This window comes from Paenibacillus solani, from assembly GCF_001277345.1.
GTDB classification, from domain to species: domain Bacteria; phylum Bacillota; class Bacilli; order Paenibacillales; family Paenibacillaceae; genus Paenibacillus_AQ; species Paenibacillus_AQ solani.
In genome coordinates this window covers 254,887-280,459 of record NZ_LIUT01000008.1, presented here as the reverse complement: position 1 = coordinate 280,459, position 25,573 = coordinate 254,887, and the positions used below count along the sequence as shown (strand labels likewise).

The following is a 25,573-nucleotide window of genomic DNA, read 5'->3' as shown; positions in this document are numbered from 1 at the left end:
TTTATTGATTAAGCAAGTTCCAATGCGATTTCCATCATGTTCGTAAAGGCTGTTTGTCTTTCCTCTTGCGTCGTTTGCTCATGTCTAAAGATATGGTCACTAATGGTTAAGATACAAAGTGCATTCACACCTGCGCGTGCTGCATTCATATACAGGCCAGCCGATTCCATTTCAGCACATAATATGCCCATTTCACTCCATCTTTGCAGCGCCGTTGGATCTGCATGATAGAAAATATCACTGGAAAGGACATTACCAACATGAACGCGCTGTCCCTTCTCATCCGCTATCTTCTTGGCTTTCTCCAACAATTCAAACGATGCCGTGATCGAGTACTGCCCCGGAAGATTGTATTGAGATCCATAATTAGAGTCGGTTGAAGAACCCATGGCGAAGACAATATCGTACAAGTTCAGATGATCCTGTATCGCTCCCGCAGAACCGATGCGAATCAGGTTTTTTACGCCAAAGATATTGATCAGCTCCCATGAGTACAGGCTCATGCTAGGAGTCCCCATTCCGGTTCCCATAACAGAAATTCGTCTTCCCTTGAATGTGCCCGTATACCCCAGCATGCCGCGAACCTCATTGAACTGGACGACATCCTCCAAATACGTTTCCGCAATAAACTTGGCACGCAGTGGATCTCCAGGCAGCAGGATCGTCTCCGCGATTTCGGCTCCGTTAGGTTTAATGTGTGGTGTTTCCTTATGCATATTCGTTCTCCCCTTTGTTATATTGCTGTTGGTTGTTACCGCTTTCTTAATGGTGAAAAAAAATAACGGCGAAGGAGTCCCCAACAAGTATTGTATAGTGGTCTAATCAGTTGTCTAATTAGTACATGAAAAACATACTATAATTATTCGTCTTGATCAACTGGATAATTACACCAAATTGGAGGCACAAAAAAAGCAATACATCATCCGGATGCATTGCTGTTACATTGCTCTACTTATTTTTACCGTTATCTCTTAGTTTTCCCTACTTAGCGGCATTAATTCGGATCTGGCTAAATTCCTTCGGGATATAGAATTTGTTATAAATCAGCGGATATTTATTATTGAGAAATACACTTTCCAGTATCAGATCACATTCCGGACCACCGGACAACTTATGATTCTGAGACAACGGATTAGCTACTGTCGAATGCTTGATTTCAATCGTTGCTGTATTGGCAAGCTCATAGACTTTCTCTTCAAGCATGTCCAATACTTGCTTCTTATCCTGCAAATCAACATTCAGCTCCGACACGGTTTCGATAGCCATAAACGTGAAGGCAAAGGCTACGATGCTGCCTTCACTCTTATACCAACGTTCAAATGCAACAACTGCGGCCGCTTTTCTCCCCAACACTTGCTGTGTATAGTCGCTTTCCAAATCCAAGCGAAAAGACATTTCTACCTCATCTATGGTTTCGGTATGGCATTTATATAACGGATGTCCCATCTTCTCTAAACCAACGGTCGTTTCGCGATTGCCTTGGGCCGTTGTGATGAAATTCCCTTTTCCATGAATACTCTTAACTAATCCATCATCCTGCAGCAGGGCCAGGGCCTGCCTAAGCGTCATTCGGCTGACGCCAAACATTTTGGCCAGTTCCGTTTCTGTAGGCAATTTACTCCCTTTTGGAAACGTGCCGTCCTGGATGAGCACATAAAGTTTATCGTATACATCAATATACAGAGGTTTTTTACCACGTTGCAGACCATCAAACCTTATCTCCATCTTCTCACACACCTAATTGTTCCCTTTGGGTATTTATATGTCGTTGCGCTTGTTTATTCTCTACTATGCCACAGAAGTATAACAAAGGTATTATACCACGATTAATTTTGTTCCTCTCATCCTACCACCTATAGGTAAAGATAAACAATAAGGGCACCCATCCGGGTGCCCTTCTCTTTGCATTATATATACTAATAAATCGCACTTTGCAGCTTAGTACGTAGTCCAGCCTCCATCAGCTGTTACGATTTGTCCGTTCACGAAGCTCGCATCATCGGAGCCCAGGAAGATGGCCAGCTTGGCGATTTCCTCGGGTTGACCGATACGCGGATTCAATGCCATGCCTAATTGCTGTCTGCCAATGCCATACTGGCTGACGCTCGTCATGGAAGATTGAATATTCGTCATGACGGCTCCCGGAGCAATACCGTTGCAGCGGATGCCCTTATCCGCATACATAAACGCTGTATTCTTCGTCAAGCCAACAACGGCATGTTTGGAAGCTGTATAGGCTCCTCCCGCACGTCCACCGTATAATCCGCCTGCCGAGATATTATTTACGATGACGCCATGGCCCTGTTCGAGGAACAGGTTGCTAGCCAGGCGCATCGATTTCATCACCGAGGTTGTATTCACAGCAAAAATCTTGTCCCAACGCGCGTCTTCGATTTCATTAATAGGCTCCATGCCATCCATGATTCCCGCATTGTTGACCAAAATATCCAGCTTGCCGTATTGCGCAATCGTTTCATCGAATAGACGCTGCAAATCCTCATCATTGGTCACATTCGTCTCGATGGCAAACGCTGTACCACCATTAGAAACAATACCTTCTACGACTTGCTTCGCACCTTCCAAGTTCAAGTCGGATACGACGACCTTTGCTCCTTCAGCTGCATAGCCTTCGGCAATAGCTTTACCCATACCTGATGCGGCACCTGTAACAATCGCTACTTTGTTTTCTAATTTCATAGCCGTGTCTCCTCAATGTTCAATTTTATTGTACATATGTTCAATAAAATTATAGTAGAATGAAAATCACAGTACAAACAACAGAAACATCATAAAACGTTGATTATTAAACACATTCCGAAATTTATGTTTAATAAGGGAAGGAAAATTTCTGATGGATCTACGAATTATCAAAACACATGAGCGTTTGCAGCAAGCTTTGCTCATTCTCTTAAAAGAGAAATCGCTAAATGAGATTTCGATTGCTGAGCTGTCCCGGCTGGCCAAAATCAATCGAGGGACCTTCTATTTACATTACAAAAATGTACATGGCGTGTTCGAACGTTATTTCTCCGAAATCGTGGAGGATCTAAAGCGTTCGTTTGAACTCCCTTATGATCTTACGAATCATAATATTGAGCAGCTGCAGCCCGAGATGATTCAGATATTCGATCATGTACAAAAGTACAACTCCTTTTATCGCATCGTGTTTGACGAGAAAGTACCGCTTATCTATTACAAGCAGCTGTTTCATACGCTCCGCTCCATTATGAAGGAATTTGTACAGGGGCACTCCCTCAACCTCACCGATCTGCAGCTGGACTACCTCTTGAGCTATCAGACAAACGCTATTATTGGCATCCTTATGCAATGGGACGAGAATGACTATGATTTGCCTCCTCAAACGATGAATGAGTTCTTAATGAGTTATATCCGAATGAAATGAAAAAAGCCCCCTCCTGAAATATGAGACCGTTCCCAGTTCTAGGAGATGATAGGTGGGCAGATAAGAATCAATTCGTTCTATTCGTCGTATATGCAACCCTTTCTGGGAACGGTTTCATTCTTCCCAGCTTACTGGTTGCTAAAGAGAAGAAGCCATCCTGTACAGGATGGCTTCAGAGAGTTGAGAAGTCAGGACTCGTTACGTACGTCCCTGGCTCCTCTATTATTTCGTGGCAGTTATGATTAGAGTAAATCTCCTCTTGTGTCCGCCTCTTCTTTAGGTTCAAGCACTTTTAGCAGCACAACCATCGCTTCTGCCCTTGTTGTGCGGTCATTCGGCACGAAACGATTTCCGCCACGGCCCTCTATAAAGCCAAGATTTCGCATTGCTTCTACAGAGCCTTTTGCCCACTGAGGAATTGCTTTATCATCGGCAAAACCAGTCAGCGTATCGGTCTCGGATGACAGTTTGAGCGCCCGGGCGATCATGACCGCCATTTCCACACGGGTAATCTGCGCATTCGGACGGAAGCTGCCATCCTCATACCCGCCGACAATCCCAGCCTGTACCGCTTGGACGATAGCCCCCTTCGCCCATGTGCCGATTTGATCCTTGTCGGTGAATGCTATGGTTGCGTCTTTCCCTTTCAGGTCCAGCGCACCCGCTAACATCACCGTAAACTCGGCACGTGTAACCGGATGGTTGGGCTTCAACGTCCCGTCCGGGTAGCCGCTGATGAATCCTTCAGCCGCGGCACGGTTGATGTAGTCCTCTGCCCAATGTCCCGTTATGTCGGTAAACACCGTGACGGGCGGCTCAGGCTTCTCCTGCTCCGGTGTGGTTCTTACAATCGTGATCGTGTACGTAAGCCGGGTGCCGTCTTCGGCCGTAACGATCAGTGGAATCACATTCTCTCCCTCCGCCAATTCGATTACAATGCCGCTGCTGACCGCTTTGCCCTGCCATGTCACGTTGGCCGCCGCATGCGCTGCAGCTGCCTTTATCTCTAATTGCTTCGATTCCGTTTGGATTTTATAAGAAAACATATCTTCCCTAAATGACGGTGTAAGGGAAATACGTTTGCCATCCAGCCAGATTTCCAGCGATTTCAGATTGGCGTTGCTGCTGGATACATACTGGCTGCCGCCTGACGATTCTCCTCCTGAATTGCTGCTGCCGGAGGATATAGGCGGAGGCGAAGGCGGAAGCGTCCTGGCCGTCTTGCTTAATCCAGGGTTACTTTCATTATTCGCCGCATCATAGGCTTTAACGGTAATTGGATAGCTCATCCCTGGAGCAAGACCCGCTATTGTATACGAATAGACGTCGTCGGTAACCGAGTATTCATACTTACTGCTAGCTTGGTCCACTTTCATCTCACCATTTACGTAGAGACGATATCCCATTACAGCCACATCGTCCTGTGCAGCAGGCCAGATTAACTTCAAGCTCGACTCTGTGATATCCGAGATCGTCAATCTGCTGCCTTCCGGCCATACCGGGGCTTCAGCCGCTGGCTCTTGTGGTGCTGCACTCACTTCATTGGATGCTTCGCTATCTCCGCTCTGGCTAGCCGCCTTGACGACAAAGTAATACGTAACCCCATTAGTAAGTCCCGTGACTTCGTAATCGTAGATAGAGTTACCTACCGTAGCGACTTCCGTCCCGTACTGGCCGGATGTTTCGCTTGCGAATATTTTATAGCCCTCCGCACCACTGACGGAGTTCCAGGAAAGTGCGACTTGCCCATCTCCAGCGATTGGAGGTTCCAGTACAGGGGCCTCAGGTGGCCAGGAGGTGGTATCTACGATTGGAATGAACAGCGTCTGCTCAGCACCCGCGCTGAATGTGAATGTTAATGCGAGCGTACCGACTGCCTCCGACACCAAGTATTCCTTCTTGATCGTCACCATATCACCGGCAAATGTATAATCCTTGTCCGCCGTTAATTCCTCCATACCGTTCTTAATGCTAACCAGCGAATTGCCGTTCAGCGTTACCGTTGTTGTCACATCGACCTGATTAGCCGGGTTCTTATCGAAGCTTCCCGGGAAGGGATCGATTATGCTGTTTTTCGGTGGTGCTGGCGTATCCTCGATCATGATGTCCCAGCTCTTGATAAGCGGCTGCTCGACCCCTGGTGCTTCAACTGTTATGGTTATGTTCCCAGCAGAAGCAGGCGCAGTGAATGGGACAGAGAATTGTCCCTGGCTATTTGTGTGAACAATGGCCGTTCCATCACTAGTGGTGAACATGATCTCTAAATTAGCCTTAGTATCGATGCTTCCGCCAATTGTTATCGTTTTACCTGCTTCCAATTTGTCAGGGGCATTTAATGTGATCACGGTTGGCGCTTGCAGTAATAGGATGGTTTCTGAATCGCTGCCAGTGCTCGACGTTGCTGAGATTTCGATCCGTTTGCCTTCCATGGGAACCGATTGTGACGTTAAGCGGATCATATAGGTATCCATAAAAGGATCTGCCGAGTCAATCGACAGCGCTCCGGAATTTTGAATAACTTCTAAAAAACCGGATGGCCCCTTCTGCGCACGCGCAATTACATTTCCATCGATGGATACCTCAACCTGATGAGCTCCTTTTGTTGAGAACAATACATCTGCGAGAGGTTCATTTGTAATATAGGCAGACGCATCCATTCGTTTAAATTTTCCATTGTCATCGACATTTGGATAATCGAGGTCATGTGGAACCGGCCACAGCCTTGTGATCATTTTGCCGGAATCTCTTGTGATTTGGAATGGCCCGCTTTCAACTAAGGTTTGGCCCTCGATTGCAAATTGGATAACCGCTGCTTGGATATCCTGGTTGGTACTAGCATTGAGGGCGCCAAGACCGGTAAATGAAGCGATTCCTGATGCATCGGTTACGACTGATGTATTTCCAATTAAAGTCCAATCGCCGGAGCTGTCTTTTTTCACTGCACGAACCGTTATTCCAGAAATGGGATTGCCGAATTTGTCTGTAACCTTCAGAACAGGCTGAACTTGAAGCAGCCCTCCCCCGTTCCCTGTTGGTCCTGCGGGTTGCCGACCTATCTTCACCGACCGATCGACATGTGGTGTAGGCTGCACCTCAATGGCCGCTATGTTTGGTTCCACCAGTCCCTTAATATGAAACCGCAGAGTCTGCCGCGATGCTGCATTCAGAACGAGAGGTACGGTTGCGACACCGTTAGTAAACGGCACCCGGATCATGGTCTGCGTTCGGGTCAGCTCCTGCCCGGCAAACGATCCTGCTGTTCCATTCGGCGCGGAAACATAGCCGCTGATCGTTATTTCCGCCAGCTCGTTAAAGTTAGTATCGATACTGTCATCCGCATTCCGCACCTGGAAACGCACATTTGCTGCCTCTCCCGCGCTGATGTCAGACGGTTCGATCTCAGCCGTTCCCCGGTTTTTCTCATTCGAGAGTCTGTAGTAATAACTGCCGTCACTTGAATCTACATAGGGTCCCTTCACGATCGTATCCGAACTCAGATTGACAGCGGGTCTCACACCAAGAGGGCGATCCGTGTAAAAAGGGCTGACTTCGCCTGTAGCGTTTTTCACCAGATAAAAGATAGATGGATTATAGGCATTGGTTCGTGTCCAGTAATATTCCGACTTGTTGCCGTTAGCCTTCCTGTTATCCGCATTATTGAAGTAAGGAATGACAGTCTGCCCCATCGTAATGAGCGGATCATTAATGGGTACTAATTCTGGCGCAGATGGGACAAAGAAGGTATCGTTATCCAAATAGTCCGTAAAAGTCCCTGTATTCGCGGTAACTGCAATTGCGCTTCGGAACAAAGGTGAAGCTTCCGGATAAAATGTATTTCGCAACCAAGCTTGAAGCTCTGATCCATCCCATACCTGCAGATGCGGAAATTCATGCTCCACATCAAATTCAGCCACAATACCCTTTGAGACGAACAGGCTTGTATTCGCCGCGTGTTTATCTTTATCCACCAGAACCCAGGAGATCGGAGCTGTCTTGTACACTTCTTTGTTTGAAGGATTCCATCCAGGACTCTGACCCGTAAAGTAATTCCAGTCCACGCTATCACGGACATTCGTTCCGATTGGCATATCCCCCATGCGATGGGCCTTCACTTCAGGTGCAGTCCAAGGAAGCGATACGGCTGTACTCTCAATCGGCGTCAAACCCGCTGCTTCGAACGAAAGCTTAGCTCCTGTCACTTGGGCTGTATTGGCTGCGCCAAGGCCGCTAAAGGTGACAATACCTCCACGGGCCGTCGCCGTCGCTATTCCCGTAAGGGTCCACAACCCTGTATCCTTCTTAGATGCGATCACAGCAGTGCTATTGTCTTCCACACTCCGATTGCCGTAAGCATCCAGAAGCGTAATGACCGGTTGCTGGGCGAACACACCTCCGCTGCTTGCCGGAGCCTTAATGTCCGTAGTCAGCACCATTGAGGTCGCGCTTCCTGATACTGGCATGAGGATCAACTCATTGGCCGCTGGTGATGCAACGTCCGCTACTCGTATATGGATCTTATGCGTCCCCGCTTTGTTCAGTGTCACATTTACTGTGGCTATCCCTCTAGTGAATGTGACACTGACCGTGCCCGACGAGGCGCTTAAGGGCGTCCCGTTCAGACTGCCATAGGAGCCGTCGGGTGCTTGCAAATACCCCGATACCGTTACTTCATGCACACCATTAAACGATGTATCCGTATTCCCTTGCGCATTTTTCACGGTCATCGTGATGGTATCATCCGTGCCGACTCCGGGAATGGAGGAGGAGGCGAATGCGCTGACGGTTTGTGCGGTCAAGCTTAATTTTCGAATACGACTATTAAAAGCTTCCGCTATGTACAGGTTTCCACTGTTATCTATCGCTAATCCATTGGGACTATTCAGATCTGCCGCTGTTGCCGGTCCACCGTCTCCCAAATAGTCTTGTCGCCCCGTACCCGCTACCGTGCTAATATTCCCGGATGTATCGACTTTCCGGACTCGGAAGTTGTACATATCCGATATATACAGATTTCCGCTACTGTCCACAACTATTCCAGTAGGTTCGTTAAATAATGCCGATGCTGCCGGTCCGCCGTCTCCCGAAAAACCCGGTATACCCACACCCGCTACCGTGCTGATCTTCCCCGATACATCGACTTTCCGTATTCTAAAATCGGATGTGATATACAGATTTCCGATGCCGTCTACTGCTACTCCAATCGGGAAGACTAATTTGGCCGATGTGGCATTTCCTCCGTCTCCTGAAGAGCCGAGAACTCCCGTACCCGCTACCGTGCTTATTATTCCCGACGTGTCGACTTTCCGAATCCGGTGGTTGACTGTATCTGCGATGTACAGATTTCCGATGCTGTCTACCGCCACTCCAGACGAGTAATTTAATTGGGCAGACGTCGCCGCTCCTCCGTCCCCCGAATAGCCTTCTGTACCCGTACCCGCTACCGTGCTGATTTCCCCTGATACATCAATTTTCCGTATACGGTGGTTATAGCTATCCGCGATATACAGATTTCCGATGCTGTCTATCGCTACTCCACTTGGTTTATTCAAAGAGGCCGATGTCGCCAGTCCCCCATCCCCTGAATAGCCGTCAGTACCTGTACCCGCTATCGTGCTAATCTTTCCAGACGCATCGACTTTTCGGACCCGGTGGTTGGCAGTATCCGCGATATACAGATTTCCGATGCTGTCTACCGCCACTCCAGACGAGTAATTTAATTGGGCAGACGTCGCTGCTCCTCCGTCCCCCGAATAGCCGTCTGTACCCGTACCCGCTACCGTGCTGATGATGAAGCTGCTTGCAGCGTAGGCTTTTCCTCCAAGCCATTCTGGCAGCAGTGATGTAATCAATAGAAAAGCAAGCATACTAGCTAATAACCTTTTTACCTGTTTACGAATTGTTTTCCCCTCCCAAGACATATTTCTGTGGGCCCCCGACTTGTGCGTATATACTCCTTTATTCCTATCTGCCCTGTATCTATCGATCTCCTTCTATCACCTTATGTTACTCATGAGTAGTATATTATAACTAACCCCAACTTCGTCAAGATGTGAATTAACAAAATCACCCTAGGATTTTTTCTTCATCTCGCCAAAAACCAAGGAGCTAAGCGATCGATACTCGCTTAGCTCCTTGGTTTCTTTTGAATACCTATTTTATTACATGCGTATATCCAGACTTCATCATTGAGAATGATTAAAAGAGTGACTCCCATAGAAGAAATATATTTAAAATGATGACTAAAAAAGCAACGATCCAAGCTAAAATAGTCGTCACCCGATGGTTCACCAATACACCCATTATTTTTTTATTACTTGTGAACATAATGAGCGGTACAAGTGCAAATACAATCCCGAATGAGAGAATGATCTGGCTCATCACTAATGCATTCGTTGGATTTACCCCTAAAATGATGATAAGCAGCGGCGGGATCATCGTAATGGCTCTTCGAACATATAAATTGATCCTTTTTTTAATAAATCCTTGCATGACAATATCGCCTGATAATGTACCAACTGAGGCGCTTGATAATCCAGCAATCAGCAGGCCAAGTCCAAATGAAATGGACGCAACTGGACCAATATATTCATTCAACTTATTGAATGCGATATCCAGATCTTCTATGAATAAACCGTGTTTATGAAACAGTGCCGCTGACACCACCAGCATACTCATGTTAATAGCCCCTGCAATAATCATGGCAATGAGTATGTCGATAAATTCAAACTTAAAGATTTGCCTCTTTTCTTTATCATTCTTTCCTATGACGCGATTCTGTGTAAGCGAAGAATGCAAATAGATAACATGCGGCATAACGGTTGCTCCCAATATACCCGCTGCAAGCAGGATACTATCTGTACCTTGAAACCTCGGAATAAACGTACTCCTGCTAATCGCAGCCAGATCAGGCTTGACCAAGAAGATTTGAACCGCAAACGCCATGACCACTGCAAGAACCATTACTCCAATAACTGCCTCAAATGAGCGGTATCCTCGTCGCTGAAACTCCAATAAGGCAAATGAAGCGACCGCCGTAATCACAGCAGCTTCAACCATGGGAATGCCAAATATCAAATAAAGCCCTAACGCCGCACCTATAAACTCCGCCAAATCGGTTGCAATAATGACGAGTTCGCTTTGAATCCATAAAAAAATAGATACCCCTTTAGGAACCCTTTCTCTAGCTATCTCAGGCAAATTCTTTCTTGTCGCAATACCAAGTTTTGCTGACAAGGATTGAATAAGCACTGCCATTAAATTAGAGGCAAATATGACCCATAACAAGAGATATCCATATTTCGAGCCAGCAGTGATATTCGTAGCAAAGTTACCAGGATCAATATAAGCAACGGCCGCAATGAATGCCGGACCTAAGAACGGCAGGAACCTTTTTACCCCCGACACTTCTCCTTCTAACGCTGCTTGCGCCTTATGGGACGTTTTATTTACTTGTGGGCTCTTCGTTTGCGTACGATCCTTCAATATAATCATCCCTATTGTTTAAGTTTCCTCCACCTATCATCCATCTTTATTTCGGTGAATAAATGACTAGAGGTAGACATTAAGAATAGATTACCCAAATTAACCATATTGATTCGCTTGATATAAGACCTCTTACTTCAAGGATCTGAATACATTTTGGTTAACAGGAAGAGACCCGGGAGAAGGAACCCTTGCTAAAAGGTCCAACTTACGGGTCACTGTTCATACTCTGGACAAACGACATTTAGAGCGCACCCCTCCGGCCAGAACGACGATGCTCACAGGGACTCCTATTAAAGAAGTGAAGCAGGTCCAGTTTGTTCTCTGTTTGTCTTACGTTTGGCCGATCAGCTTCCTCCGCTTCGCTTCTGGTTCCCGGCTACGAAATTCTGAATATACTCCAGCTGCTCTTCATTCGGCATGATCTTCTGTACCTCATGAAATCGGGCAACAGCCTGATCCAGAGAAACCTCTTGATCCACGATTTCACCGATATGCGTGAGTTCATCCAGGAAGACCCACATTTCTGCACGCGTTTTTGGATTCTGATGCCCTGTCACATAGTAATCTGCATCATACTTTTTAATTTTGGCTAGCAATATGGTGAGCTCGTCCAGATGATAACTCCATTCCCCGCTATAGAAGTCCTGATATATACAATCACCCAGAAACATGATCTTGTCTTCAGGGACATAAACAATGGACGAATCAGGTGCGTGAACTCCCCCAACATGCTCAACGATACAGGTCACGCCGCCCAAATCCAGCTCAATCTTATCATTAAACGTGATGTCCGGCGCCTTGAGCACCAGATGATCCCGTACGGGCATTTCGCGCTTGATCATCTCACTACAAAATTCGATCTCCTCGCCCGTTGCTACCCGCGAATCCAGTGAGGCATCATCCCAATTTAGAGTTTTCAGATACTCGATCTTTTCTTTGGTTTGGTCATGGCTAATCGATAATAAGTCCATCGTCTGCATCCCAAAAATATGATCCCAATGCCAATGTGTAATAACAACAAACTTCACGGACGCGATATCCATTTGTCCCACGAGGTGGAGAAAGTCCTTGGCATGAGCAGGTGAATTGCCTGAATCCACGATCACGCTCATATTGTCTCCACATATTAATCCGAGTGCGGGGCGATCCGTCTCGGAAACATGCGGCATATAGTATACTCGATTCGAAAGTTTCTTCAGCATGTATGTTACCTTCTCTTTAGTTAATTTTAAAATCCTTGTTACTACAAGCCTTCTGTTATTATATCCTCTTGCTCGAAGTTATCCATATTGGCTGATTAAAGAAAAAAGAACCATCTCTGCCCCAGTCTATGGGAGGAGATAGTCCTTCAATAATCAATCATTCAACATACCTAATTACATATCGCCGCTTAAGCGTGCGACTAAAATTCATACTTACTGAACCGTTCTCTAAGATCCTCTTCGTAGGGTACCCACTCCCAATCGCTCCATATAGGCAAGTTGGTAAGTTCCGACAGCTGATCAACAGCTTCCGCCGAATACGTTGTCCTAAGGAGACCCTCAAAATCTTCATTCCGAATATTTAACGTCTCTTGCAGGTAATCATCCTGAAGACGCGCTTCTTGGAGTCCGTATTCGTCTCTCGTTAGCGGATGACAGAAGATTCTTTCAGCTAGGAGATCTCCCCCCTCGAAAATGGTCAACTCGAAAATTTCTTCATTGATAAATCCGGCCGTCATCACAGGCTCTTCGATAAGTGTGGATAACACTTTGCCGACCTTTTTCACCGATCCCCACACAAAATAATCGTGAAGCACGCTGATCCAGTGTTCATTGCTTCTGCTTATGTACATGGCCTTGTTGTTCTCTTGAGAGTTATTTGGGGAATCTATCGATTTCGTGTCCTCTGACTCTTGTTTGGAAGACTTCCCTAATACTTCAGGGACACCCTCGCTAAGCGCTCTTAAAGCTTCAACCGTCTTCTCAAGATTGCTAGACTTGATATGCAAATTCGCGAAACTTCTGCCCACAGGTTGACCTCCTCAAATTCCCTACTAAGGATGAATTGCTCATGAGAAACTAAATCCACTTATCTCCATTATAGTGAACATTTGAGATGGGTCTTCCTACTTTTCACCTGATTTATCAAAAAAGGCTTTGTAAGGTAACCCGAAATATTGGGCCATAACCAAAAAAATGAAGCCTATCCTTCCGATGATGAGATTCTATAGAATGAAGATGTTCACATCTGTAAGCGCTTCCCAGACTGCGCATAACCCGGGAGAATCCATCAATAAAGGGAGGGTATTTATGAAACAATTGCAAATTTCAAAAAGGAGATATGGCCAAAAAGTAATAAGCTTGTACTTGGCGATCGTCATGCTGGCTAGTATCAGCCTATTGCCAACGCCAACGGTCCAGGCTGCTGCGGCACGAGACACCATAACTTCGATGTCTTACTTTTCGGCCGCGGATGGACCTGTCATCACCCAGTCCGGGGTTGGCCAGGCCAGCTATGGTTTTGTCATGCCGATCTTTAACGGAGGCTCTGCCACCTGGAATGATGTTGTTCAGGACTTGGGTGTAAAGGTGAAAGTAAGCGGCAGTTGGATCGATATCGACAGTGTCAGCAGCTTTGTCTATAACCAGAACTGGGGGCACTGGAATGATGGCGGCTTTAATGGCTATTGGTTCACCCTCTCCAAAACGACTGAAATTCAGCTATTCTCCAAAGCAAACGGGGTGACGTTAGATTATACCCTTGTGTTTCAAAACATCAACAAAACGACCATCACCGCGATGACCCCTACGCAAGGCCCACAAATCACGGCAGGCTTCACAGGCGGTGCCGGGTTTACCTACCCGATATTCAATCATGATCCAGCCATTACCTATGCTGCTGTAGCCGATGATTTAAAGCTATATGTGAAGCCTGTAAACAGCAATCAGTGGATCAATATCGACAATAATGCAGCCAGCGGCTGGATATATGATCAGAACTTCGGTCAATTCACTGATGGAGGCGGCGGCTATTGGTTTAACGTCACGGAGTCGATCAACGTTAAATTGGAATCCAAGACCTCTTCAGCTAACATTGTGTATACCATTACCTTTAATGAGCCTGTAAGAAATTCCTATGTTCTTACGCCATATGAAGGAACGACCTTTACGGCCGACCCGAGCGGCGCTATTGGTATTCCGCTACCCAAGATTGATGGAAGTGCGCCAATCAGCACCGAGCTTGGCAACTTCGTATACCAGATTAACATCAACGGGCAGTGGATAAACTTGGACAATTCCAGTCAGAGCGGATTTGTATATTCGGCAAGCGGCTACAATAATATGTCGGCGGCCAATCAGTGGGGATATTGGGCAGACCATATCTATGGCCTGTGGTTCCAACCGATCCAAGAGGATATGCAGATCCGTATCGGCTATCCATTAAACGGTCAGGCAGGTGGAAATGTGGGCAGTAATTTCGTGAACTATACCTTCATTGGCAACCCGAACGCTCCTCGTCCAGATGTCACCGATCAGGAGGATATTCCGATTGGAACGCCAAGCAATCCGGCCATTGAGGGCATGAATCTCATCTGGCAGGATGAATTTAACGGAACCTCGCTTGATCGAAGCAAATGGGATTATGATCTTGGCTACTACCTCAATGATGATCCCAACACTTGGGGCTGGGGCAATTCGGAGCTGCAGCACTATACCTCTAGTTCACAAAATGTTTTTGTACAGGATGGAAAGTTAAATATCCGAGCTTTGAACGAGCCAAAATCGTTCCCGCAGGATCCGAATCGGTATGCGCCATACTCCTCCGGGAAGATAACAACCAAGAATCATTTTTCCCTCACGTACGGCAGAGTGGACTTCCGTGCCAAGCTGCCAACAGGCAACGGCATCTGGCCTGCCCTCTGGATGCTTCCGAAAGATAATAGATATGGCGTATGGGCATCCACCGGTGAGATCGACGTGATGGAAGCAAGAGGACGCTTGCCTGGCACAACGAGCGGCGCCCTGCATTTTGGCGGACAATGGCCAGCGAACCAGTATCTTTCCGGTGAATATCACTTCCCGTCAGGGCAGACCTTTGCCAGTGACTATCATGTCTATTCGGTCGTCTGGGAAGAGGACAACATTAAATGGTATGTCGACGGCAAGTTCTTCTTTAAGGTAACGCGGGATCAATGGTATTCGGCAGCAGCACCAAACAATCCGAATGCTCCGTTCGATCAGCCGTTCTACCTCATCATGAACCTGGCGCTCGGCGGCACCTTTGACGGCGGCCGGACGCCGGATCCGTCTGATATCCCTGCAACGATGCAGGTGGACTATGTACGTGTGTATAAAGAAGGGAATGGCGGCGGCCAGAACCCAGGAAACGTACCTGTTACCGGCGTAGCAGTGAATCCATCCACAGCTCAGGTGGAAGTCGGACAGAATGTGCAAGTCAATGCCAGCGTGGCACCGTCCAATGCTACGAACAAGCAGGTCACCTGGTCGGCTGCAAACAGCAGCATTGCATCCGTGAGTCCGAACGGTGTTGTAACTGGAATCGCTCCAGGTACGACTACTGTCACGGCAAAGACCGCCGACGGCAATAAAACCGCCAGCACCACCATCACCGTGGTGCCGGCACCATCCACCGTAATCGTCATCGGCGATGAAGTGAAGGGGCTAAGGAAGCTTGGCGATAACTTGCAGTTCTATGTCAATGGCGCAACCTTTGCCGATTTGCACTATAAGATTAACAACGGCGGGCAGCTGAACGTTGCCATGAACCCGATTGGGAACGGCAACTATACTTACCCTGTCAATAATGTAAAGCATGGGGATACGGTCGAATACTTCTTCACCTATAATCCGGGCCAAGGAGCGCTGGATACTCCTTGGCAGACCTATGTTCATGGGGTGACACAAGGAACACCGGAATAAACCGAGTAAGCTTGGATAGACATATCAGGTGCCAGCACCCGATTGCAGGAACGGATGATATATCATATCTAATAATAAATCAGGGCCCTCTCGTTCCTAAGAGGGCCCTGATTTTATGTAGGTTAATGGATTTTAGCAAATGAATCCACCATCCAATTGGAGAATGTCTCCTTCTCTTCAAATTGCGGATAATGAGCGGATTGGTCGTATGTTATGAATTCCTTTGAACGTGCATCAATTTGATCTAAGTATGCTTTGGCCGATTTCGCAGAGGTCATGTAATCGTACTGTCCCATAATAAAATACACCGGTAAATCTAGTTTAGTGACGATTGCAGGCAGAGGCTCGGCAATGGCTTGCTGAATTAAAATGTCTTGTGAATAAGCTGCGCCACGGTTATAACGGATACGATCTAATAAGTTATACTCAGGTCCAAACCATAAACCTTTTTCCATATCCGCGTTAGGATCGATCAGTCTTGCTGCACCGCCATATTTCCGGACATAATGGCGAGGCATTAACATATCGCCGTTTCGGACTTTTTCGGTTAAACCTTGCAAATATTGGAGGTCGGTCGTATTACCACTCTGTTTTGCTTGTTCGATCACATAATTCAAACCATCCCATTCGCTGTCAAGAACATTAGACATCTGCCCGATGCCAATATAGGCTTCGTATTTGTCAGGAGCTTGCTGTGCCGCCTGTATGCCAATATACGTTCCGAACGAATGGCCGATGAGTATGACCTTCTGTTGCTCGAAACGAGCCGATATGTAATCCGTTAATGCCAATAAATCCTCCACTAATAGATCTGTCGAAAGATTGGAATAATCCTCTCCAAAGTGATAAGATTTCCCGCTAGCTCGCTGGTCATAACGGACAACCGTAAAGTCCTTCTCTAACAGGTCTTGGTACTTGGTGGCATAAGGGATTTCTGGAACGCCAGGACCTCCGTGTACAAAAATAACAATCGGATTACTTTTATCCTGGCCTCGTACCATCAGTTCGTGACCCGTGCCATTAATTTCGACTTGCTCAAGTACGCTTATGCTGTTTGGGCCCTCTATTTTGGGCGTCCAAGTGGGAAAAATGATTGCTAACCCAACAAGCAATATAATAACTGCTCCCGAGTATAGCAAAATCTTTCTTATCTTTTTGATAGTCTCACCCCCGTATAAGAGCAGTTTTTCTAAAACCAATCATACTCTTATTAACAAAGGTTAACATCGGCCTTACGCCGTAAGCCCAGCGAATGATTGCCTCTCCTTCCTTCTCACAGCCCAAAGTGATATCTCAAGCATGATCAATATTTTATCGTTCACGAAGCTACTTCCTATTCAGTGGATGAGTTCATTTAGAATTCCCTCGCTGCCCCCTCCGCCCATTCTTTCCTTTCCGTCGCAAGTAATGGTTTCATTATTCCTATCCATGCCTTAGGTAAAAACTTACCCTCACTTATATCCAGCAGCCGTATTGTTGTTGGAGCCACCCTGCCATCCCATTATTCCTTAAAAAGAGAAATGGGAGCATGGATGCAGCCCAGCAGGATAGCTGGTTTATGCTTAACATCCATCTCCCTATGAACCGAACTCAAATATGAGCCGTCAACTTCAATTGATCCATCTTATTTCTTTGACCATAATGCCGGTACAACAGGTGGTTCCCAGCCTACCATTGAAGTATGTGCTTGAATGCACCGATACGTTGATCCGCCGTACGTTACTTCATCTCCAATCTTATAGGATACTCCCTGGGCCCAAGGCGCCGGAGACGGTTGTGATGAATTTGTATCGGTCGTAACCGTCACGGCATTGCTTGCTCCAGACCGATTGCCTGCAGCATCGCTCGCCTTAACTGTAAATGTATAGGTGGTATTAGGCGTCAAACCGGTGATCGTTGCTGAGGTATTCGTGACGGTCGCAGCTAATGTGCTTCCTTGGTATACTTCATAGGCTGTTACGCCCACATTGTCAGTCGAAGCGCTCCAGCTAAGCGATACGCTGGTGGCAGTTTTACCTGTAGTCGTTAAATTGCCAGGTGTGCTCGGGGCTTGCGTATCGCCTCCACCGCCACCATCGCTGAACAGAATCGATGCATTGGCTGAACTCGGCTGATAACCAGACAGTGTGGTCTGGGCTGCAATTTGATAACTGCCAAGTGCGGTTTGCGCATTGGAGGTTACCGACCAGGTCGCTATTCCCAAACTGTTCGTTGAAGCCGTATTGGTGACAACTGTACCGTTTGGACGGGTCAAGGTGAAGTTTACGGAAGCCCCTTGCAGCACATTGCCTTGTTGGTCCGTAACTCTTGTCGTGATATTGATATTGTCCCCACGCTGGTACACGGTTTTATCCGTTTGAACCGTTGTTCTGGTTTCTCGACCCGGCTGAGGCGTACCTCCACCGCCTCCTGCTGCCAGCACAGCCGCATGCGCATCAACAATGCCATAACCATACTGATTAGCGTTGCCTGCAGGCTGCGCCGTATTTCTGAGAATATCTCTTGCCGCAGCAGGAGTAAGACTCGGATTGACCGATTTCATGAGTCCTACTACACCTGCCACATGAGGAGTCGCCATCGAGGTGCCTGACATCGTTGCGTATTGACCGTTAGGAGCCGTGCTGTATATGTTCGATCCCGGAGCCATGACCTCCAGACCTGGGCCATAATTGGAGAAGCTCGAACGCGTTCTGCTTGATGTAACAGAACCCACTGCAATCGAGCCGCTGTAAGCTGCCGGATAAGAGATGCTTGAGCGCCCTTCGTTACCGGTGGCCGCCACTACGATTGTGCCAAGGCCAACCGCTGTTTGAATTGCCTCCTCCATTCCACGGTCATATCCTCCGCCACCCAGCGACATGTTGATCACATCGGCTCTTATATTAGCGGCGTGAAGGATCCCTTGTTGAATGCTGTACATCGAGCCTGTACCGCTGTCGCCAAGCACTTTAATCGGAACCAAGGTCGCGTTCTGCATGACACCTGACACGGATCCATAGCTGGCAATTGTACCCGCTACATGTGTGCCGTGCCCATGACGATCTATGGTGGTATTGTCAACAAAGCTCCGCCCCAAACTTGTGTTCACCAGATTTCTCAAGCTCGTATGATTGCTGTCAATTCCCGTGTCCAGCACGCCCACTCGAACAGAGCTTGATCCGGTCGTGATTCCCCAGGCTTGCTGTACCTTTATCATGTCATAATGCCAACGTTGATTATTGTGAATAGCTTGGATTGATATATCATCCATGACGGGAGTTTCCAACGCGTAGATTTTGCGATTTTCAGAGATATACCGAACTTCGACACCGAGATTATCCAAGGTTGCCTTCAATGCTTTTTTAGCGGAATCAATTGACTCGTACTCATCTACAGAGTACTCGATCAAGTAAACCCATCCCATATTCTCTATCGCTGCAGCCCTGACGTCATAATCTAGCTGCTGTACAGAGAAAGTACCAACATCTTGTCCGAAAAGTGAATCGGCAATCGCAAATCCGTTCTTCGTAAGGGGGGCTGATTTCATCAAGGTATGATCAGCGTTTTGAAGTGAATTGGCATCCAGTGATTCCGCAATCGACAAAACGAGTTGACCTTCCATATAATCCGTCGAGGAGCTTTGAGTTGAGCTGCCAAATGATACCCCTGTAAAGAGACTTGCCATTAACAAAATAGCGGCCAACAAAGAACTTGCTAACTTCCTCATCATTAAAATCCCCTCCATGCATAAATATGAGCCAGTCCTCTGGTCTCTTGCTTACTGCATGATGAAGTGGAGTTCGCCATGATGCCAAGAAAGCACATACAGCAATACAAAAAAACCAAATGATTCACGCCCCTTTTCAGTGCGTTTCCCTTATTTCCTTGATTCCCCCCTTCTCATCACCATAAGTATGGAACGAATGGTAAATAAATGACACTTTATTCCTATGACATACTTTTATATCTTATTTTGGTAAAAAACGAACGCTCATTCAGAGAATTTCCTTAATATCTCGCCAACAATACCTGGACCTCACCGCATAGCGTTATGCACGCTGATCTGCCCATAACAAACAACCCCTCTGTATGCTTACAGAGAGGTTGTTTGTCGTTACTTATATTCAGCGGCAGATGCAAGCTAATCACAGCCTACCCGCCTCCTCTTTATTCTCGGGACAATCCCCTGATGGGGCAGGCTTCTATTAGGAGCATAGCGTTATTGCAGCGCAAGACTGATCTGATCCCCCAAACGGGTAATTTTGTAGATACCCTCCTGCATGTCAACGTTATAATGCTTTTTCAACAAGCGCTTCGCGTCCGAATCGGTCTCCACGACAACCAGATAATCGTAGCTGCTCAAGAGGTTGTCCATATTATCCTCATAGAACAAAACGATCCCGTCCACCTGCGGTGCATACAAGAAATATTTCCCGACATACTGCATGTAATAATTCGTTACCTGCATATCTGCGTCCGAGGCGTAGAACAAATACCTGCTGTTATCCTCCTCGCCGCCTTTGTACCACCGATCTCCGGTAACCGCCTGAATCTTATACGGTAGCGTCGTATTGTAGCTTTTTGCAATAGAGACAATGCCGTTGTATTCCGACAACAGCAAGGTGATGGCAATAGCGGTGCAGGCTATAATTCCTTTTTGATAGTAACCTTTCGTTTGGACACTCTTAAATGCGCGATAGTCGGGCACTTCACCGATCCTGTAATAGAAGGAACGCTCCAAATCTACAGCAGCGCAAAGCACCAGCCCGCCGGCAAAAAGCACCACAATACTCGATGCATACCGCTCGAACCCTGCCAGCCAAATCGCCTCATCCAGCGGCATGGAGTAGAGATATAGCCCCAGTATCCCTGTATAGTACAACACCAGTACGACATCCAGGGCGATCAGCGCTTTCCACAAATTCCATTTCTTCTTCAGCACAACGGCCACAAATACAGAAGCCGCAATCGCTACGACCTGGAAGATGACAATCCCGAGCGCCGGCCGTGTTGTAAGGTCAATACTGGACTTTAGAAACAGTGATATAATTTCACGCATTTGCTCAGGAGTTTTTTCCAACTGAAGACCCGAGGTTGAAACATCGAATTTGTTCTCGATCCCCTGAAATACCGTCTTCATCCGCCAGCTCCAGCCGAAGTATGGAAGCAATGCGCCACCAAGCGTCAAGACAACAGCGAGTGCACCTTTCCAGCCGGGCTTCTTCCAATGGGTCAACCAGGTATACACCAGGAAGATCAGGCCGATTGCCGCAAAAATAATACCGGTGCTCTTAATGATTGTCAGCAGCCCGGCTAGTGGGAGAACCACGATACATGCCCGCTTCATATCATCTCGATACCGATGGACGATTGCAATGATTGCCAGCGCATAAATTGGGAGCAAGAAGTCCACCAACAGATTGTTGATGCGGATCGTAATATTGAAAAATGAAAGCGTAGAAAGGCCTAATCCGAGAAAAGCAAACAGAAGAAAGCGCCTTTTTTCGGTTACGACACCAAACATGGCATAGAAACAGGAGAAGATCAGCAGCCCTTGCGCCAATAGCATCATGGACTGAGAATGCCCTGCAAATCGGCAGACGTAATAGAGAAAAGACGAGATCCCCAGCGGATAATTCTTGAAATCAATCAGATTCGAATCCGGCGTCGGAAAGGCATCCGTGCTTAACATCTGCTTCAAGACGATCGCCCAGTGTGAAAAATTATCGTAGTGCGTCAATTTGTTCTGGAACAGCACCAGCAGAAAAATGATGCTTCCTGCCAGAAAACAAAGTTGAGATAGGGAAAAGGAAATACGAAAGGCTGCTCCCTTGCGCAGCCAGAGAAACACCATCGCAGCAAACGCAAGCAAGCCCAGAATCATGACAACCATGCTGCCTATATAGAGCTGTCCTGCCAAACCGCTAAAGAAAACGATACAAGCAATCGATGAGAACACGAATACAGGCGTAAACTCCCACGGTAGTGAGAGTACCTTCCGAACAAGCAGCAAGTAACCCAGAAAGGAGAATACCAATAAGATTCCCATCACAAGTTGAAGCATAATCAGCATCTTGATCTCTCCTAACCCTCTCTAGTGATACTCTCAGAATGCGGATAGCTTAGATCATCCAACAATTGATCGATCAGGCCCCGCTCCGCAATATCGTCGATATTCTTAACCGAGAGAAGCACCTCGCCCCGACCGGCCGCTGTTTTTCCTGTATGCTGCAATACTACTTCAATCTGACTTTTTGTATAAAAAGTAACCACAGCTCCTGCTGAAATATCACCTTGCAGGCCGGTAACGGAAAAGAAGCGGTAATTAAAGCTGCACAGCGTACAGCTGGCCCCGTTTGTGAAAACAACCGGAAGCTGGAGCGGAATACGCGGCATTGTGCGCTGATCCGATCTAGGCTGAACGATACGCTTCTTCACATTGCGAAGCATATCGTCATAGGCGGTATCCCATAGATTCATCTGCTCTGGCAAAGAGTGTTTGCGATCATAAATGATCTGCATGTATTGGCGTTTATCCGTTTCCGTTACCGGCTGAACCTTCGCAGAATAGCGCCAGCCCTTTCCGTCCTTTTTCACATAGACGATAACTGCATCGAGATTCGCCTCGTAGCGGTCAGTTTTCACGACCAAAGAAACCGTCGTCTGCTGCGGCAGGTAAATGGGAGATGACACATACAGAGCAATGCCTTGCTCGGATACATCAACCGTCTTGGCCTGGTAGCGCATGTTGCCGGCTTTGTGGTGGATGGTTACATCCTCCTGCGCCCGAATCCGCTCGGTTTCACGATATGCGCGGCGGCCGACCATGAAGAATAAAGCGTAGAATAATGCAACCATGTTATAGGTCAGCCAGAAAATGATGATGCTGCTGTAGAACAATGCCAAGCCGTACTTGCCGTCCACAAAGCGGATAATTGCCGCAACTGATAGCACCAGCAGGAAAATATGCGGAACTGCATACAGCAAGGAGGACATCCACTGACGGCCGGTGCCCTTGTTCTTATTGGTAACCTTGAATTTCCTTTCATGGATGCCGAGCGTTTCAAGAAGGACGGGCATAATCAAATACGGCATAAAGATCGTATCGATGACTTGACTCCAGCGCTGATTACGAATATTGCTGGACAGATAACGCATCGACATACTGTAGCAGAAATAGGACGGAAGCCAGAAAATTAAAATCTCCCAAAAGCTCGTATTAACAATTTGAAAGTCAAATAGTGCAAATAGAATAGGAGCTAGAATGAATATTAAGCGATTAAAAAAAGACCACCAATACAAGAAGCTGCTTAAGTAAGTAATTCTCGTCCAGACGGGAAGCTTCTTGGAGAAGATAGCACGGGTATTCTGCAAGCTTTGAATAATGCCCCTTGCCCAGCGGGTACGCTGCTTAATCATGCTCTTGATGGTGGTCGTGGTCAGCCCGGCGGCTTGAACCTCCTGGGTGGCATAAGTAATATAGCCCGCTTGCTGCAAGCGGATGCTCGTCTCAAAATCCTCGGTGATCGTTTTCAGCGGAAAACCTTCGATCTCCTCCATCGCTTTCCGTGAAATGACCGTGTTGCTACCCGTGTAAGCTACGGCATTGGAGGCATTGCGCAGAATATTAACCTCTCTTGAGAAAAAATCCTGCTCGTTCGGTATTTCCTGCTCTGCATACAGGTTGAATTGAAATAAATCCGGATTGTAGAAGCTTTGGGGTGTCTGAACTAGGCCCAGCTTGAGCTTGTCGTCCAATTCATCTTCTTGGCGGGGCCGCCACCTCCCGTTCTCCTCTATAAATTCAGAGAGCAGAAAATACGGCACGGTCTTCATCAGAAAGGTGTGCTGCGGAATCATGTCCGCATCAAATGTCGCGATGAGTGGAGAAGAAGTTTTGCTCAGTGCGTTATTCAGATTGCCGGACTTGGCCTCCTTATTTCCGGGGAAGCCCAAATATCCGACACCGAACTGTCTGGCAAGCTCTTCAACCTCGGGCCGTCCGCCATCGTCACACAGATAGATATGAACCTTCTGCTTGTCTGGATAATCCATGAACGTACAGGCATTTACGGTTTTGTACAGCAGATCAACCGGCTCATTGTGCGTGGCAATGAACACATCCACATCCGGATAATGCTCCGGAGGAATGGTGGGAAAGGGGAGCTGGGTGCGCTCCTTCTGCATCTTCTGGAGAAATAATTCAAAGGTAGTCAGCACCGTTACCGTTTCGGCCACGACCAGCAGGATACCAAACAGGATATTCAGAAAACCTTGATCCCATGGCAGCGTAAAAATCATGCGCCATAACAAATAGATCGACATGAGGATCATCGTGACGACAAACAGAACATTTTGCCGCTTTTCGTTTTGCACTATTACCTCTGCCTCCTTGCTGCAAAGACCCACCGCCGCTGCATCTGGAAACTGAGCAGAAACAGCAAGGCATCACAGACGAATTTCGCTATCTTCTCATCTAAGAATAGATATGTATGAATCAAGTATACCCCGGTGCTGGATAACAGGATCACGAGCGCGCACAGCGCCAAATAGCGCCAAAGCGTTCCCGGGCTATTTTCTTTCTTGAAGACAAAGTTCTTATTCAGCAAATAGTTGACCATGATGGATACGATCCTTGCAATCACCGTTGCTAGCAGAATTCTGAGATAATCCTGTTGGCCCAAGAATGGCCGCAAGAAATCGATCAAAAACCATGCGATGCCTAAATCGACGACCGCACTGGCAACCGAAGAGGATATAAACCGTAGAAAGTTGGAGAATAGGACATTCATCACGCGGGCACTGTCCCGGATCGCTTTAAAATGGGTCCCCGCATTTCCATTCTCATATATCACTTGAATCGGCAGCGTATGAATGGGTATGCTGGACTGAATACAGGAGATGAGCATCTGCAGCTCGTACTCAAACCGGGAGCCGCGAACACCTTGCATAAATCCAAGCAGCCGGGAACCGAAGGCTCGAAGCCCTGTCTGGGTATCCGATAACCGCTTGCCGTACAGCATGGCAAAAAAAATGGAGGTAATCCGATTGCCCAGCAAAGACTTGGGCGGTATTCCTCCCTCGCTGAAGTTCCTTACCCCGAGAACGAGTGCATCAGGATGGAGCCTGGCTTCTTCGGCAAGCCGGTATACATCCTCTGCTGCGTGCTGCCCGTCCGAATCTGCAGTCACCACGGAGGAGACCTCCGGATAGTGCTGTTCGATATACTGAAAACCGGTCTTGAGCGCCTCGCCTTTTCCCCTGTTTTCCGTATGACGCAGCAGAACACAACCATTCTCTTGGAGCTCCTCAAAAATTGGCTGGTACTTCTCCCCAGAGCCGTCGTCTACGATGACGATATCCATTAGACCGTATTCTTGCAATTGCTGCACATAGGTCAATAGTCTTTCATCTGGCTCAAGCGATGGAATAAGGATAATGGTTTCGCTTTGTTTCCCCATAATCATCCTAATAAGCCCCAATTCTTTATATTTTCGCTAAAATTCCCCTGGAATATTGTGAGTATAACACCGAATTAATAGATAGTAAACGAGAAACATTAGCAAATAATAGTAGAATGGGACTACATAAATGAGGAATGGCGGGACTTATATTTCATCTATTATTTATGAATGATTTCCCAATCTAGTTCGGAGGGCGAATCTTCTATTAATTGGAAAATTTCGTATTTAACAAGCTCAAGGTTTACAACATACATCTGGGGAAATTCACAAGCTTGGCCACCTACAGTGAGCTCAACAAATTCATCCTCTTCCTCCTGCGG

14 protein-coding genes are annotated in these 25,573 nt (G+C 47.1%); 2 read left to right on the top strand and 12 right to left on the bottom strand.

The window, feature by feature from the left end; all coding sequences use genetic code 11:
• Positions 1-8: 8 nt before the first annotated feature.
• From deoD to AM231_RS25335, 3 genes are all read right to left on the bottom strand, one after another.
• Positions 9-716, bottom strand: a complete 708-nt coding sequence (gene deoD / locus AM231_RS25345; RefSeq protein ID WP_053490859.1) for a purine-nucleoside phosphorylase — start codon at positions 714-716, stop codon at positions 9-11.
• Between the two features lie 265 nt (positions 717-981).
• Entirely contained in the window at positions 982-1,725 is a 744-nt protein-coding gene (locus AM231_RS25340) for a GntR family transcriptional regulator (RefSeq protein WP_054405151.1), read from the bottom strand.
• 213 nt (positions 1,726-1,938) lie between these two features.
• Complete coding sequence (locus tag AM231_RS25335) at positions 1,939-2,697, bottom strand: SDR family oxidoreductase (protein ID WP_054405150.1); 759 nt, start codon at positions 2,695-2,697, stop codon at positions 1,939-1,941.
• A 154-nt stretch (positions 2,698-2,851) separates the two neighbouring features.
• On the opposite strand from AM231_RS25335, the gene AM231_RS25330 reads away from it, so the two are divergent.
• Positions 2,852-3,403: a TetR/AcrR family transcriptional regulator gene (locus AM231_RS25330; RefSeq protein WP_054405149.1), complete on the top strand. Its 552-nt coding sequence runs from the start codon at positions 2,852-2,854 to the stop codon at positions 3,401-3,403.
• Positions 3,404-3,645: 242 nt separating this feature from the next.
• On the opposite strand, the gene AM231_RS29740 is transcribed toward AM231_RS25330, so the two are convergent.
• The 4 genes from AM231_RS29740 to AM231_RS25310 form a co-directional block, all read right to left on the bottom strand.
• On the bottom strand, positions 3,646-9,321 hold the full coding sequence (locus AM231_RS29740) for an NHL domain-containing protein (protein WP_054405148.1): 5,676 nt from the start codon (positions 9,319-9,321) through the stop codon (positions 3,646-3,648).
• A gap of 277 nt (positions 9,322-9,598) precedes the next feature.
• The gene (locus AM231_RS25320; RefSeq protein ID WP_106406127.1) at positions 9,599-10,894 is read right to left on the bottom strand and encodes an Nramp family divalent metal transporter; all 1,296 of its coding nucleotides are present in this window, start codon (positions 10,892-10,894) and stop codon (positions 9,599-9,601) included.
• A 338-nt stretch (positions 10,895-11,232) separates the two neighbouring features.
• Positions 11,233-12,090: an MBL fold metallo-hydrolase gene (locus tag AM231_RS25315; RefSeq protein WP_082341800.1), complete on the bottom strand. Its 858-nt coding sequence runs from the start codon at positions 12,088-12,090 to the stop codon at positions 11,233-11,235.
• A gap of 200 nt (positions 12,091-12,290) precedes the next feature.
• The gene (locus AM231_RS25310) at positions 12,291-12,899 is read right to left on the bottom strand and encodes a hypothetical protein (RefSeq protein ID WP_054405146.1); all 609 of its coding nucleotides are present in this window, start codon (positions 12,897-12,899) and stop codon (positions 12,291-12,293) included.
• 280 nt (positions 12,900-13,179) lie between these two features.
• Between AM231_RS25310 and AM231_RS25305 the strand changes: the two genes are divergently transcribed.
• Positions 13,180-15,810: a family 16 glycosylhydrolase gene (locus AM231_RS25305; protein WP_054405145.1), complete on the top strand. Its 2,631-nt coding sequence runs from the start codon at positions 13,180-13,182 to the stop codon at positions 15,808-15,810.
• 122 nt (positions 15,811-15,932) lie between these two features.
• Here the strand turns inward: AM231_RS25305 and AM231_RS25300 are convergent, their stop codons facing one another.
• The 5 genes from AM231_RS25300 to AM231_RS25280 form a co-directional block, all read right to left on the bottom strand.
• Positions 15,933-16,970 (bottom strand): alpha/beta fold hydrolase, encoded by a 1,038-nt coding sequence (locus AM231_RS25300; RefSeq protein ID WP_054405511.1) that lies wholly within the window; start codon positions 16,968-16,970, stop codon positions 15,933-15,935.
• Between the two features lie 464 nt (positions 16,971-17,434).
• Positions 17,435-19,519, bottom strand: coding sequence for a S8 family serine peptidase (locus AM231_RS30290; protein WP_131724799.1), 2,085 nt, complete (start codon positions 19,517-19,519; stop codon positions 17,435-17,437).
• 489 nt (positions 19,520-20,008) lie between these two features.
• Positions 20,009-21,862: a hypothetical protein gene (locus AM231_RS25290; protein ID WP_054405144.1), complete on the bottom strand. Its 1,854-nt coding sequence runs from the start codon at positions 21,860-21,862 to the stop codon at positions 20,009-20,011.
• A gap of 11 nt (positions 21,863-21,873) precedes the next feature.
• On the bottom strand, positions 21,874-24,165 hold the full coding sequence (locus AM231_RS25285; RefSeq protein ID WP_054405143.1) for a glycosyltransferase family 2 protein: 2,292 nt from the start codon (positions 24,163-24,165) through the stop codon (positions 21,874-21,876).
• A gap of 2 nt (positions 24,166-24,167) precedes the next feature.
• Positions 24,168-25,256, bottom strand: a complete 1,089-nt coding sequence (locus AM231_RS25280; protein WP_054405142.1) for a bifunctional glycosyltransferase family 2/GtrA family protein — start codon at positions 25,254-25,256, stop codon at positions 24,168-24,170.
• Positions 25,257-25,573: the final 317 nt, after the last annotated feature.

What these genes read in the sequence shown, in the direction of transcription:
- deoD (WP_053490859.1), bottom strand. Translation starts at nt 716, where the DNA reads ATGCATAAGGAAACACCACACATTAAACCTAACGGAGCCGAAATCGCG.
- AM231_RS25340 (WP_054405151.1), bottom strand. Translation starts at nt 1,725, where the DNA reads ATGGAGATAAGGTTTGATGGTCTGCAACGTGGTAAAAAACCTCTGTAT.
- AM231_RS25335 (WP_054405150.1), bottom strand. Translation starts at nt 2,697, where the DNA reads ATGAAATTAGAAAACAAAGTAGCGATTGTTACAGGTGCCGCATCAGGT.
- AM231_RS25330 (WP_054405149.1), top strand. Translation starts at nt 2,852, where the DNA reads ATGGATCTACGAATTATCAAAACACATGAGCGTTTGCAGCAAGCTTTG.
- AM231_RS29740 (WP_054405148.1), bottom strand. Translation starts at nt 9,321, where the DNA reads ATGTCTTGGGAGGGGAAAACAATTCGTAAACAGGTAAAAAGGTTATTA.
- AM231_RS25320 (WP_106406127.1), bottom strand. Translation starts at nt 10,894, where the DNA reads ATGATTATATTGAAGGATCGTACGCAAACGAAGAGCCCACAAGTAAAT.
- AM231_RS25315 (WP_082341800.1), bottom strand. Translation starts at nt 12,090, where the DNA reads ATGCTGAAGAAACTTTCGAATCGAGTATACTATATGCCGCATGTTTCC.
- AM231_RS25305 (WP_054405145.1), top strand. Translation starts at nt 13,180, where the DNA reads ATGAAACAATTGCAAATTTCAAAAAGGAGATATGGCCAAAAAGTAATA.
- AM231_RS30290 (WP_131724799.1), bottom strand. Translation starts at nt 19,519, where the DNA reads ATGATGAGGAAGTTAGCAAGTTCTTTGTTGGCCGCTATTTTGTTAATG.
- AM231_RS25290 (WP_054405144.1), bottom strand. Translation starts at nt 21,862, where the DNA reads ATGCTGATTATGCTTCAACTTGTGATGGGAATCTTATTGGTATTCTCC.
- AM231_RS25280 (WP_054405142.1), bottom strand. Translation starts at nt 25,256, where the DNA reads ATGATTATGGGGAAACAAAGCGAAACCATTATCCTTATTCCATCGCTT.